The sequence below is a fragment of the Rhizobium phaseoli genome, from assembly GCF_010668805.1.
In the GTDB taxonomy this organism is placed as follows: domain Bacteria; phylum Pseudomonadota; class Alphaproteobacteria; order Rhizobiales; family Rhizobiaceae; genus Rhizobium; species Rhizobium phaseoli_A.
This window is the reverse complement of record NZ_WUFT01000016.1, coordinates 107584-120058: the sequence shown is the minus strand read 5'-3', so window position 1 is coordinate 120058 and position 12475 is coordinate 107584. Positions and strand designations below refer to the sequence as shown.

General features: G+C 57.2%; 10 protein-coding genes. 4 read left to right on the top strand and 6 right to left on the bottom strand.

Features of this window, described 5'->3' with window-relative positions:
• Positions 1–735 precede the first annotated feature (735 nt).
• From GR197_RS23385 to GR197_RS23370, 4 genes are all read right to left on the bottom strand, one after another.
• Entirely contained in the window at positions 736–1056 is a 321-nt protein-coding gene (locus tag GR197_RS23385; protein WP_164013872.1) for a low affinity iron permease family protein, read from the bottom strand.
• Between the two features lie 784 nt (positions 1057–1840).
• On the bottom strand, positions 1841–2005 hold the full coding sequence (locus GR197_RS23380) for a hypothetical protein (RefSeq protein ID WP_164013870.1): 165 nt from the start codon (positions 2003–2005) through the stop codon (positions 1841–1843).
• A gap of 563 nt (positions 2006–2568) precedes the next feature.
• A complete protein-coding gene (locus GR197_RS23375) occupies positions 2569–4089 on the bottom strand; it encodes a DHA2 family efflux MFS transporter permease subunit (RefSeq protein ID WP_246724670.1) in 1521 nt (506 codons plus the stop codon).
• Between the two features lie 725 nt (positions 4090–4814).
• Positions 4815–5330 (bottom strand): DUF4405 domain-containing protein, encoded by a 516-nt coding sequence (locus GR197_RS23370; RefSeq protein WP_164013868.1) that lies wholly within the window; start codon positions 5328–5330, stop codon positions 4815–4817.
• Between the two features lie 301 nt (positions 5331–5631).
• Between GR197_RS23370 and GR197_RS23365 the strand changes: the two genes are divergently transcribed.
• Positions 5632–6654: a class I SAM-dependent methyltransferase gene (locus GR197_RS23365; protein ID WP_164013866.1), complete on the top strand. Its 1023-nt coding sequence runs from the start codon at positions 5632–5634 to the stop codon at positions 6652–6654.
• Positions 6655–6980: 326 nt separating this feature from the next.
• Here the strand turns inward: GR197_RS23365 and GR197_RS23360 are convergent, their stop codons facing one another.
• Positions 6981–7364: a DUF202 domain-containing protein gene (locus tag GR197_RS23360; protein ID WP_164013864.1), complete on the bottom strand. Its 384-nt coding sequence runs from the start codon at positions 7362–7364 to the stop codon at positions 6981–6983.
• 21 nt (positions 7365–7385) lie between these two features.
• Complete coding sequence (locus GR197_RS23355; protein WP_164013862.1) at positions 7386–7718, bottom strand: hypothetical protein; 333 nt, start codon at positions 7716–7718, stop codon at positions 7386–7388.
• Positions 7719–7850: 132 nt separating this feature from the next.
• Here GR197_RS23355 and GR197_RS23350 point away from each other — a divergent pair, with 132 nt between their 5' ends.
• From GR197_RS23350 to GR197_RS23340, 3 genes are all read left to right on the top strand, one after another.
• Complete coding sequence (locus GR197_RS23350) at positions 7851–10085, top strand: cation:proton antiporter (protein WP_246724669.1); 2235 nt, start codon at positions 7851–7853, stop codon at positions 10083–10085.
• Positions 10086–10379: 294 nt separating this feature from the next.
• On the top strand, positions 10380–11393 hold the full coding sequence (locus GR197_RS23345) for an ATP-dependent DNA ligase (protein WP_164013858.1): 1014 nt from the start codon (positions 10380–10382) through the stop codon (positions 11391–11393).
• Between the two features lie 293 nt (positions 11394–11686).
• On the top strand, positions 11687–12469 hold the full coding sequence (locus tag GR197_RS23340) for a glucose 1-dehydrogenase (protein WP_164013856.1): 783 nt from the start codon (positions 11687–11689) through the stop codon (positions 12467–12469).
• Positions 12470–12475: the final 6 nt, after the last annotated feature.

Genomic DNA, 12475 nt, shown 5'->3' with positions numbered 1-12475 from the left:
CTGCGAGCAGTTTGTAGGACTGCGCAGGCGACACCATTGCTTCTCACTCGATGCGCTGTTTCGTCGGAACCTATGTCTTGATAGAGCTTAGCGTCAACGGCATTCGGTGAATTGCGCGGAAGGTAAACGCAACAGCACCATTCGTTAACAGGGAGATAACCAGTTTTGTGCGTTACAGTCGTCTACTCGGATGATTTGGAGTATTAAAACTATTACCGCTTTAATTGCATTTCACGGCTCCGCGATGACAGACAAGCTTTCGATATATGCGACCTCCCCAAGTACAGTGCATAGCTGGCTTGATCGCACTCCGACCCGGACCTTCGGCTCTCTTAGAAAAGCTATCGAATACGCAGGCAAGCATGCCGACGACATTCCAGCTCTTGAGGTTTTGGTCAGAGCCGATGATCGGAGTTATCTGATCATTTGGGGCGACGAACTTGCATCCATGATTGGCAAGGTTTGTCGGCATTAGGGGCCATTGGACCAACCAACATTTCGTGGCGGCACTCCAATCGGACCTGACTCGGCCGCCTGGACACATATCGGGATTGAGTCCGACGCGAGCAGTCGGTTGATCTTTAGCCAATGCCGCAATCATGTAACTGCGCTGACGCTCTGCCGCCACATCGTGACCCTCGGATGCAGGTTTCAGAAACTGGATAAACCGTCTTTCGGTGATGGCGCAACAATCGCTCCGACAGATCTGCGCCGATCATCAAGAAACGCAGTCTGCTAGTCGGAACTCGTGTGGCCCTCGCGAAACTGCTCAATTTGCTCGGGCTCCTTCTCGTCGAGCTGGGTGATCTCGTTTCTCGCATCGCCGTGGACATGAAGAAGTTCGTCAAGCTTGGCGTGGATCGCTTGCGTGTCTCGGTGTTCGGCACGCTGGATAAACAACGTCATTACCCATGTGATCAGGGTGGCAAGCCCGTGCCATTCCAGTGTTTCGCGACTGAAGATCAGCCATGAAAATCCATAGACGACGACGATCGCAAATGCGTACGGACTTGCGGTCCACGTACCCAAGTCGGTCAGCAAAGAACGCCATCGCATGATAAATCTCCGATCTCTCGACGATGGAACCTTCAGATCGTGCGTGTGTTCCCACCGCTGTTAAATCTCGAGAGGTTGATCTGAAACATCGGACAGTCAGCGAGAGGAGGCCCTTGAACGACAAAGCCTCTGGGGGCGCTGCCGCGAAAAGGTCCGAACCTGGTTCTGAGCCGTTGGCTGGCCGGGATTTTCATCGGAGGCATGCGTAGGGTTAAAAGCCAGTCAGCCGCGCTATCGTCCATTAGCAAGCAAAGCACACTGGAATAGCACGGTCGAGAAACGGCCGAGATTCAAGTCGAGTAACTGGCGAAACAGATAGGCTAAGGGCCGCCCAGTTGTGAGCGGCCTGCTCTCAATCCTTCAAGCTGGATTTTCGCTGGACTTTCGAGTCAGGTGCGGAGCCACATGCCACAAAAGTCGTACCGTCGAATGCGGTCGCAGTCCTTTTCCGTTAAGCGCCAACGGCCAAAAAAAGCCCCGCCGAAGCGGGGCAGTTCGGGAAAAAGGGGAGTTCATCATATGGGATCGTGCAGGCAGAAACTGCGATAGCTCTGGTCATTGGTCCACCTGCGCGATTCCGGACCTCTAACATGCTGCGCTCCGGATGGTTCCCAGACTATCGTCAATATTTGACGGAGAAGCCGGTGGAGTAACAAAGACGGCCGGCTGTTTGAATCGCCCGAAGCAATTCCGATAGACGTAGAAATACGTTTGGATCTACAAAATCTCGCCATGGCGGACCGGTTTGCATCTTGATAGCATCAGCACCATGCGAGGAGCTTGATTAACATACTGGGGCGGAGAAGATGTTGGAGACGGTCGGGATCAGGGTTGTGGCGATAGTATTTTCCGTCGCCTCTTGGAGTTTGATCATAAAGGCGGCAATGCACATTCCGGCAATGGAACTGTCGATATCGCTTCTGGCGCTCCCCAGATAGCGGGTGCTCATGGTCCGCGCCGCATGCCGCCTGACCAAGACAATAGTTACACGCCCAAATTTTATCTCAACAACGGCCCGAACCACCCTCAAAAAAAGCCCCGCGAGTTCGCGGGGCGAGAGTCCATACGTGGAAAGGAGGGTGCGCTAGGTTGCTGGGAGCGGGCCTAACGCATCCTCGCGCCCAACGCGCCGATGCGATAAAAGTTCCATCGAACTGTGAGCGTCGGATCGATCACCGCAGCAATGCGTCCTCGCTGCCAGCTCCAATGGCTGGATAATCCGCCCGGCCATCTTGAGGCTCGCGTCGCCATTTGCCTTTCACTAGATCACGAGATTAAAACCTTCTTGAGCGACCTTGGCCTCATTCCCATGGTTGCGCTTTTGCTATCTGGGATGGAAAAGGATGATTGCCCTCTCTTTTCAACGACCAAGCAGACCAGAAAGCGTCGAGGCGCGAAATCCCTCCTGAAGAGAAGCTTCCCGATCCCGTCATGGTTTGGCAGATATTCATGACTGGCGTATGTGTCTGTGCCTTTGTCCACTGAGCCGCTTAACACCACGCTCGACGTTTTTCAGCCGAGAGCTCTTTCAGTCGGCCCTGCCGCGGTCGGCTTCTTGATGAAAAAGGCCGTTACGACTGCTGCGATGGAGATGATCGCGCCGCAGAAGAATGCGGCCCGAATTCCGGCAGTCGTTGCCGCTGCAATTGTGACGTTGTCGGTTATTGCTACACTCGAGCTGGTCATCGTCATGACCGCGACGAAAAGGGCGGTACCGGCCGCGCCGGCAACCTGTTGCGTCGTGCCGATCATTGCGCTTCCATGCGAATAGAGGTTTGGGGGAAGGGCGCCCAAGCTAGCGGTGAACAGAGGCGTGAACATCAACGCGAGACCGATGCTGAGGATGACATGGGCGATCAGCAGTAACCAGAATGATGTTCCCTGCTGAATAAATGTTAGGCTCCACATCAGCAGGCTGAACAGGATGGCGCCCGGTACGACGAGCGGCATGGGGCCGTGCCTGTCGAACAGGCCTCCGACCGTAGGCGCGCAAAGCCCCATGATTAAGCCGCCGGGAAGTAGCAATAGGCCGGTCTGAAGCGTGCTCAGCCCCAATACGTTTTGCAGATAGATCGGCAGCAAGATGAAGACGCCAAACATCGACATCATCAAGATAGCCATCATCACCGCAGGGATGGCAAATGCCTTTATCGTCAAGGTACGCATATCCAGCAGAGCCCGATCCTGTTTCTGAAGCTGCAGTTGCCGCGCGATAAAGACCGCGATAACGGCCAACCCTAGCGCGAGCGGAATCCAGGGTGAGACGACCGGCGCGTGGACCGCGGCCTCACCCAAACCGCTCAAGCCGTAAACGAAGCTGCCGAAACCAACCGCGGAGAGCGGAATGGACAGGACGTCGATCGGCGCCTCCCTCGGTTCCGTGACATTGCTGATCTTCCATGCACCGAGCGCGAGCGCTGCAAGAGCGATCGGCAGAACGAGGAGGAACAGCCAGCGCCAGTGAAACGCGCTTAAGATGAGGCCCGAGATCGTGGGGCCAATGGCGGGCGCCACCGAGATGACGATCGAGATGTTGCCCATCGTCTTACCCCGCGACTGCGGTGGCACCAGATGCATGATTGTCGTCATCAAGAGTGGCATCATGATCGCAGTGCCTGAAGCCTGCACGATTCGCCCGAAGACCAGCATGGAAAAGCCCGGCGACAGCGCGGAAATTAGCGTGCCGCCGCTGAACAGCGACATGGCCAACATGAACACTGGCCGCGTGTTCAGCCGTTGCAGCAAATAGCCGGTCACCGGAATGACGACGGCCATCGTCAGCATGAAGGCTGTGGTCAGCCACTGCGCCATGGTCGCGGAGATCTTTAGATCGGCCATCAGGTGCGGCAGCGCGACGCCCATGATGGTTTCATTGAGAATAACCACGAAGGCGGACACCACAAGCAGGCCGATGACCAGTCTGTTGCGCGCACTCTGGTCCTCCGCTGCGGGAAGCTTGTCGGCAATGGAATCGAGGAGCATTGGGGCACCTTCATGAACAGGAAAAAATGGCTCAAAATCGGTGAGCTTCATCATGACGCTCGGGTAATAGAGTATCCGACATGCTTGGCCGCAATTTTTTAACGCGGCGGATCGTTCGGAAGCAAGCGGCCTATCGGTTCTTATGAATGCACTATTTAACATGATCTAGCCCATGAGCGGACCGCAGAAGTCAGAACGGCAGTCTTTAGGACCTTCCGGAAATCTCCCAGATATCAGAACCGTCAAGGACGGGTCGTCGTGTCACGGGTGGAGTTGCGCACCGTGGTGCTCGGGTCCCTCCGGATTGCGGAAATGCGGTCAGATGGCGATCTGGGGTTCCCCCCAAAATCAGATATGTAGGTTGATCACCGAAGTGGCGGTTTTCGCTCTGCACAAATGAATGCGAGGGAACCCGACTAACCTATCCGCAGCCAACCCGCCGACAATTCTACCGGGTGCGTGTCATGACGTAGCAAACCGTATGACTTCGACCCAATGCAGGGCAATCCACCTTCAGGCATTCCATGTTCGGCATATGCTTATGCCGACCGTGGACCTCCGAAAGACGTTGCTTACATCACAGTCCGTCACTCTTTCGAAGCAAACCACATGGGGAGCAGCGCTAAATGCATGATCGGGCGGCACGTTGCTCATGGTAGGTGGCACATCCCGGCGCTCTCGGGCCCGTCCGTGAAGACACGATGAGTGGCCTTGCGTCAAACCTTGGCAGCAATAACGCAAGAGGAACAGGATCCTGTTAGCATTTGCACTCCCCTTCAAGGCTCGCGGGAGTGGCGCAATAGGCTTTGCACTAATTCTGCCTCATTCTTCCCGGAGCGTGATGCAATCTCTGTCATGGAAAGGTCAGACGATGCCGCCGAAAACCCGTCCATTTGCAGTCCTGTGACCAAGTCTTCGGTCTGCTTTCCCAAAAGGGAAGCAACCTGGGAAGGCGGGTTCTTGAGGATAACGCTGGCGAACGCAATCTGCGGCGGACCCCCAGCCCTGCGTCCTTCCGGATGCGAAGTCGGAATGAAGTAGTAAAGGGCGGCCGCCAACGAGATCGCGAGTGCTACCGCCATCGGAGTGCGGCTGAAGTAGTTGGAGAAAGATCGCCAATTTTTCCAAAGGTGCAGCAAGAACGGCAGGATCAGGACCATGCTTAGCCATTCATGCATGCCATGGAAAGCGCCTGGCCCAATGTGGAAGAAGAGAGCAATCCCGGAGACCAACGACACAAGAAATAGCCCGGTAATGAACGGCGTCGCGTAGCGGTGTAACGAAGCTTGCATCAGATACCTCACGTTTGCACGTAACGAGTGCTCGCATTAGCTGCTGCTCATGAACAGTTAAATACTTGTAAGGTTCCAGGACGCGTGGCCCCCTCGGATCGAAAGGTCCGCCCCAATGTTTTCGAGTGGACCAAGAGTGCGGTTCGCGCTGCAGCCTGCGGGCGAGGAGGAGAAATCGCACAACGTCGGCGGCCGCACCTGATAAGGTTAGGGCGGTAAGTATTGTAGAATATGCCAAGGTACACATAATTCTGCGGCTGGCGCTGCCAGGGAAGAACGATCAGGGCTCCGGGGTATCCCAATGGAAACAATCGTCGAGGACGCCAATGCCGGCGTCGTGTCCCCCGAACTCGTGGTCGATGCACTGTTTGCATGCCGAAAGACGGCGGCGATCAGGGCCGCTATCGAGCTTGATCTGTTTACACATATCGGCGAGGGCAAAACGGCAGCCTTGCTGGCGTCGGCAACAAGCGCCTCGGAGCGTGGAGTGCGCATCCTGTGCGACTACCTTGTGGTCAACGGTTTTCTGACAAAGGAGAGTGGGGAGTACCGGATGACTCCGGCGACCAGAATGTTCCTCGATCGCAATTCGCCGGCCTATATGGGCTCCGCTGTCGAGTTCGTCGCCGCACCCGAAATACTTGATAATTTTCTGCGCGATCCGGCCGCGATCGTACGAAACGGGGGTTCGGCCGGGCTTGCGAACATGTCGTCAGACAATCCCGTCTGGTTGAAATTTGCGCGCGGCATGGGCTCCTTTACCGGGCTCAGCGCCAAAATACTGGCTGGTGAAATCTCCGGCTGGCCGAGGTCTCCCAAAAAGGTTTTGGACATCGCTGCAGGTCCGGGCATTTTCGGGATCGAAATTGCGAAAGCCTTTCCATCGGCGGAGATAGTCGCCATCGATTGGGCCGCCGTATTGGAGCTGTCGCAGCAGAATGCGGAAAAGGCCGGGGTGGCTGACAGATATCGGACGATTGCCGGCAGTGCCTTCGATGTCGAGTGGGGCACGGGTTATGATCTCGTCCTGCTTCCAAATTTCCTGCACCACTTCGATCTGCCGGCGTGCGCCCAGCTGTTGCGAAAGATCATCGCGAGCCTTGCAGAGGATGGTCGGATTGTCGCGGTCGATTTCGTGCCGCACGAGGATCGCGTGTCGCCGCCTTTTCCGGCAGCGTTCTCCTGGGAAATGCTCGCCAGTACCCCGGCGGGCCAGGCTTATACGCAAAGTGAGCTGACTGAGATGGCAAGACAGGCTGGTCTTGCCGGCGTCACGGTCATACCGATGCCGCCAACTCCTTCAAGTATCATTCTGTTTGAATAGCCGGTCGACCGTCGACGCGTCGCCGCGCTCACAGTGCCGCGTCGCTCAGGCCATCAAATCCACGGCGTGATGTGGTGCTGCGCAGCCGAAATGTCTCCGCAACCCGCGTCAGACCTTGATCGAAACGTGTCAATGGCCTCCTGTTCCGGCCTGCCTGTTTGCTGCGGTAAAGCCCGGGAGCATTCAAAACGCGCCTTGGGGTGTTAGCAAACATTGCCCGGTGGCCCCAGAGGTTCGATGTCAATCTTGTTCAACTGACCGCCGTTACGTTGGCGTCGGGTTGAAGAGCTCGCGTCTTCGAAGTGGGGGCACAATCCGGGCACCGTTCACCCCGGGGAGCCCGAGCGCCCGAACCAGACCCCAAATAGTGTGGCAATGGAAACGATGACCAGGAAGCCGCTGACAACTAAAAGCAAGACGCTCGGTATCTTTTTCACGTCAGGCTCCGGTGGGGGCGGCCCCGGTCGAAACTCCCTGATGACGGCAACGATAAAACAAAAGGCACTGAAGGCGACAAGGATAGTGCCAGTCGTAACGATCAGGATCTCCGGAACAACGTCTGCGAGCAATGCTTTCGCGCCGATGCCGCTTGCGAGCGCTGTCAGCCCGGTTCTCATCCAAGCGGCATAGGTACGCTCCGCCGCATAAATGGTGCGGTCTGCGGCAAGCACCGTGCGACGTTCGGGACCCTGGTGATTGTCTTCACTCACTTGATGGCCCCTCGTAGGTCTTTAGCCGATTGCAACGTCGATGGCCGTTCGCTCGATTTCGGCGCTTCGATGGATGGGCGTTCTTGAGGAGGAACCGAGAAGGGCATCCAACTCTTTGCGATCGGCGCCGAACCGCACGATATAACGCGCGGCTTGCTGAACGCCGATCTGATAGCGTTTTGCGAGTTCCTCGGACGAGTATTGCTCGTTGGTCATGACGCAACTCCTTTCGAGAAGAAATTCATTTTGGGCTGCGGCAGTTCCATGGCCTTGAAAATCATTCGCCCGATAGGGGCGGCGCGCTAGGGAATACCCCCTTTCTTTCACCCAGTTGAGATTGGCGATGCTTGCCAAATTGAACCTGGTCAAGCCACGGCGGAAGGAACTGTGAAGGCTACTCTTCGTTTGGTATCGAATTCTGGGGGACGTCTCTTGATGACAACTAGCATAAACTCGCCACGGATATCCCCATGGACGGTGCCGTTGATGGCGATCTGCACCCTTGTCAGCTACAATCTGGCGTGGGCGGCAGAACAAAAATCCTCTGCTCCGTCGGAGGCCTTGTTCCTCATTCAGATCATTGTGCTCGTCGTCGTGGGGAGACTGCTTGGCGAGCTGATGGTCCGGATGGGCCAGCCTTCGATCATGGGCCAGATCATCGGCGGTATTCTGCTTGGACCGTCCGTCTTCGGACTGCTGTTGCCGGGCGCCCAGTCTGCGCTTTTTCCAGAGCAAGACACCCAGAAGGCAATGACGGACGCGGTCGGGCAACTTGGCATCCTATTTCTCCTTCTCCTGGCCGGCATGGAAACAGATCTCGCGCTGGCGATCCGATTGCGACGCGCTGCGGCCGGCGTCTCGCTAACTGGGATCGCCATTCCCTTTGCCTTGGGATTTGCTGCCGGCGAGTTTATGCCGTCTGCTCTGCTGCCAAACGCAGGTGAACGTCTGGTCACCTCGCTCTTTCTCGGCACAGCCCTTTCCATCTCGTCAGTCAAGATCGTTGCCTCCGTCGTGCGCGAGATGGATTTTATGCGTCGCAATGTCGGACAGCTCATCGTCGCCTCCGCGATCATTGACGACACCGTCGGCTGGGTCATTATCGCAGTGACATTCAGCTTGGCCAAAAACGGTACGGTTGATCTTTCCACGCTCGCTCAAAGCGTGATCGGTACGCTCGCCTTCATGGCGTTCAGCTTTACGATCGGGCGGCGCATAGTGTTCGAGATCATTCGCTGGACCAACGACAATTTCAAGAGTGACTTACCGGTTCTGAGCGCCATCATCGCGATCATGGGCGCGATGGCGATCGCGACCAACGCAATCGGCGTTCATACCGTGCTCGGTGCCTTCGTTGCCGGGATTCTGGTAGGTCAGTCACCGATCCTCACACGCCAGATTGAAGGACAACTGCGCGCATTGACGACGGCGCTGTTCATGCCGGTCTTCTTCGGCCTGACCGGCCTTCATACGGATTTGAGTGTGCTTGCCGATCCATCGACGTTGCTTCTTGCGGTAGGATTGGTCCTGATTGCCAGTTTGGGCAAGTTCGGCGGAGCCTTCGTCGGATCGAAGATCGGAGGCTTTTCGAACGCGGAAGCGATAGCGCTTGGCTGCGGCATGAACGCCCGTGGCTCGACAGAGGTAATCGTTGCCTCAATCGGCTTGTCGGTGGGCGTCCTGGACCAGCGGCTCTTCTCGGTCATCGTTGCGATGGCAGTCGTGACAACAATGGCGATGCCGCCAACCCTTCGCTGGGCGTTGGCGCGGTTGCCGATGCGCGAGGAAGAAAAGGAGCGGCTCGCCTCGGAGGCTTTTGAGAAGGACAGCTTCCTGTCGAAGTTCGAACGCATTCTGCTCGCCATCGATCATTCGTCAAACGGCGACCTCGCTGCGCGACTTTCAGGTCACTTTGCTGCGCTGAGAAAGATGCCGGTGACGGTTCTCGATGTCGAAGAGGATGACAGCCCCGCAGAAAAGCAGCCTGATGCGGGCACTGGCTCGGACAGTCGGGCCAAGGAGATCAGTCAGCGCGTTCAATCTACCGCGGAGAAAGCCGTTGAAACTCAGGCGGCGGTGGGGGAGAGCAGCGAGGCGGTTGGTGAACTTCATATCAGCGTCCGCAAGAAGGACGCTGAGCTTCACAAAGTGCTGACCGAGACTTCGGAGAAGGGGCACGATCTCATGTTCGTGGGGATCGAGCCTACGACGGGCGCAAAAGGCGGTTACGCAGATCGACTGGCGTCGATGATCTCGGCCTTCGCCGGCACAACAGCAATCATCACATCGCGTGGGCGTCTGCCAGAAAAAGACGCCGATCTTCGCATTCTTGTGCCCGTCAGCGGCACTGAGCGATCGATGAAAGCTGCCGAATTCGCTCTCGTTGTCGCGAAAGCCACCGGGTCGACGATCACGGCCGTCTACTTCCGGGAGACCAGGCAGGCAACACTGGTATCCCGGGTGAGCGATGTGAGCGACACTCACAGGGCCGCATTCCGAAAGCTCGATCAGATCGCTGCTTTTCACGGGGTTGATATCGACAAGGTCGTGTCGACAGGCTCGTCGCCGGAACTTGCCATCCTCAAACACGCGCGTCGCGGGCGGTTCAACCTCATCATTCTCGGCGTGAGCAGGCGTGCCGGTGAGGATCTGTCTTACGGTACAGTTGCAGACACGCTCCTTGAAACGGCCGATCGATCGTTCGTTTTTGTCGAGACATGAAGTGTGACCGCCGAGGACATTGGACATTCTGGCAGGTGAGCTGGTTAGTTGCTTACCCGGTTTACATCCCACCGGCGACTTCCGTGTGCTAAAACGCAGGAAGTTTTCGACCGATACTATCGGACGAGGGTGCCAGCCTTGGAACCTTCGTCTGCGTTTGGGCATTGCGCTAGGAGCCCATCAGCAGGAGGAACCGGTGCTGCCAAAAACGACGAAAGTTTTGGAAGATTATCGCCATGGCGAGTGGCTGGAGCAGGTTTTACTGTTTGCCAAATCCTCGATGGCGGCCTCGTGATGCGTGCGTCAAGCGAGCCGAAGTTTGGGCTGTCCCTCGAGATCGAACCAATGGAAGCCCGGTCCGCCGAAGGCTTGCCAGAAGGCCCGGGTTGGCAATTCGAGCCCAAATGGGATGGTTTTCGCTGTCTCGTGTTCAAGGAAGGCAGCGCCGCGGACCTGCGGGCGAAGTCGGGCAAGCCACTTGGGCGCTATTTTCCCGAGGTCTTAGAATTCTTTTCAAAACTGCCGGCCGAGCGTTTCGTCGTCGACGGGGAACTGGTGATCGACATCGACGGCAAACTTGCGTTTGACGCATTGCAGATGCGGCTGCACCCGGCCGAAAGCCGCGTCCGGAAACTTTCCGCGCAAACCCCTGCAAAACTGGTCGTATTCGATATGCTGATGGCCCACGATGGTGTTCCTATCCTTGATCAGGACCTGGAGTTTCGCCGCGCTGCTTTGGAGGCCTTTGCAAAGGATGCCGTAAATCCAGGGCGTCTGATCTTATCGCCCTTCACGCGCGATCGCGTTGAAGCAACACGCTGGCTGTCGGCATCGGGTGCTGATACCGATGGCGTCGTGTGCAAGCGCGTTGACGGGCCCTACCTTCCAGGCGAGCGGGCCATGGTGAAGGTTAAGAGGTTGAGGACGGTCGACTGCGTGGTCGGCGGCTTTCGGTATGAGCGTAATAGCGACCTCGTTGGCTCTCTTCTGCTCGGCCTCTACAACGATCAAGGGGAGCTCGACCATGTTGGCTTCACGTCCACGATCACCGATGCCGAGCGACCGGAACTGACGGCGAAACTTGAAGCGCTGCGAGGCGGGGCGGGATTTACCGGCAAGGCACCGGGTGGCCCAAGCCGATGGAGCACAAGTCGGTCGTCGGATTGGGAGCCATTGAAGCTAGAACTGGTTGTCGAAGTTCGCTTCGACCATGTGACCGGCCACCGGTTCAGGCATGGCACGAAGCTGCTTCGATGGCGCCCCGACAAGCGTCCGACGCAGTGCAAGATTAAGCAGGTCGATCAATAATATGGCGACAGGCGCAGCTGCCTGAGCGGCTCGGCGCGCATGAAACACTGGCATGAAGAGCTCTGCTTCCTCGTGCGCTCCCCGGCGCTTTGCGGCGCTGGATACGCCCTGCGAAAGATCGCAGCAGCAAGGTTCGAGACTTGCGGAAGCCTGATCATCCTATAGATCATCCATTCATGACGTCCTCCGTCTTTTGATAGGCTTGACGCCGGTCCGCTGGCTCGGAACAACGCACTTCCTCTTGGCGTTTACTCGGTTGTGGCGCGTGAAGCGCCGGTTGATGGATTCAGCGAATGGATCTCGGGCTGACGAATAAACGTGTTCTCGTCACAGGAGGCAACTCCGGTCTGGGAGCTGCGATCGCGAAAGCCTTCGCCGCCGAGGGTGCAAGAGTTGCGATCAACTATCTGATCAACCCAAAACAATCCGATACGCTCGTGAAGGAATTCACCGCCGCCGGTGGCGAGGCCCTTCAACTGATGGCTGATATCAGCGACCCGGGAGCGGTCGAGGCGATGTTCAGTGCCATTGACGATGCCTGGGGTGGTATCGACATATTGGTCAATAACGCGGGTATCGACGGCGAATACGGGTTCGGCTGGGAAGCCGATCCCGATGCCTGGGGCAAGGTCATCGACGTCAACCTGAAGGGGACATATCTGTGCGCCCACCAAGCCCTGAAACGCATGGTCGCTCAGAGGTCGGGCGTGGTGCTCAACACCACAAGCGTTCATGAGGTGATCGCATGGGCCGGCTACAGCGCTTATACGGCCAGCAAGGCGGGCGTCTCGATGATGTCCAAGTCGCTAGCCCAGGAAGCGGCGCCTCATGGCGTTCGCGTTCTCTGCGTCGCGCCGGGAGCGATCCGCACGCCAATCAATCAGGCGGTCTGGCAGGATGCTGAGGGCTACAGGGATTTACTGACGAAGATCCCACTGGGCCGTATTGGCGAACCCGAGGATGTCGCAAACATTGCCGTCATGCTGGCGTCCGATGCCGCCAGCTACATTACCGGGACGACGATCTTTGTGGATGGAGGTATGACCGACTACCCCTCCTTTGCGCATGGTGGGTGATTGGCA

Coding starts and splice junctions, on each gene's coding strand:
- GR197_RS23385 (WP_164013872.1), bottom strand. CDS start 1,056: ATGCGATGGCGTTCTTTGCTGACCGACTTGGGTACGTGGACCGCAAGT.
- GR197_RS23380 (WP_164013870.1), bottom strand. CDS start 2,005: ATGAGCACCCGCTATCTGGGGAGCGCCAGAAGCGATATCGACAGTTCC.
- GR197_RS23375 (WP_246724670.1), bottom strand. CDS start 4,089: ATGAAGCTCACCGATTTTGAGCCATTTTTTCCTGTTCATGAAGGTGCC.
- GR197_RS23370 (WP_164013868.1), bottom strand. CDS start 5,330: ATGCAAGCTTCGTTACACCGCTACGCGACGCCGTTCATTACCGGGCTA.
- GR197_RS23365 (WP_164013866.1), top strand. CDS start 5,632: ATGGAAACAATCGTCGAGGACGCCAATGCCGGCGTCGTGTCCCCCGAA.
- GR197_RS23350 (WP_246724669.1), top strand. CDS start 7,851: ATGGCGATCTGCACCCTTGTCAGCTACAATCTGGCGTGGGCGGCAGAA.
- GR197_RS23345 (WP_164013858.1), top strand. CDS start 10,380: ATGCGTGCGTCAAGCGAGCCGAAGTTTGGGCTGTCCCTCGAGATCGAA.
- GR197_RS23340 (WP_164013856.1), top strand. CDS start 11,687: ATGGATCTCGGGCTGACGAATAAACGTGTTCTCGTCACAGGAGGCAAC.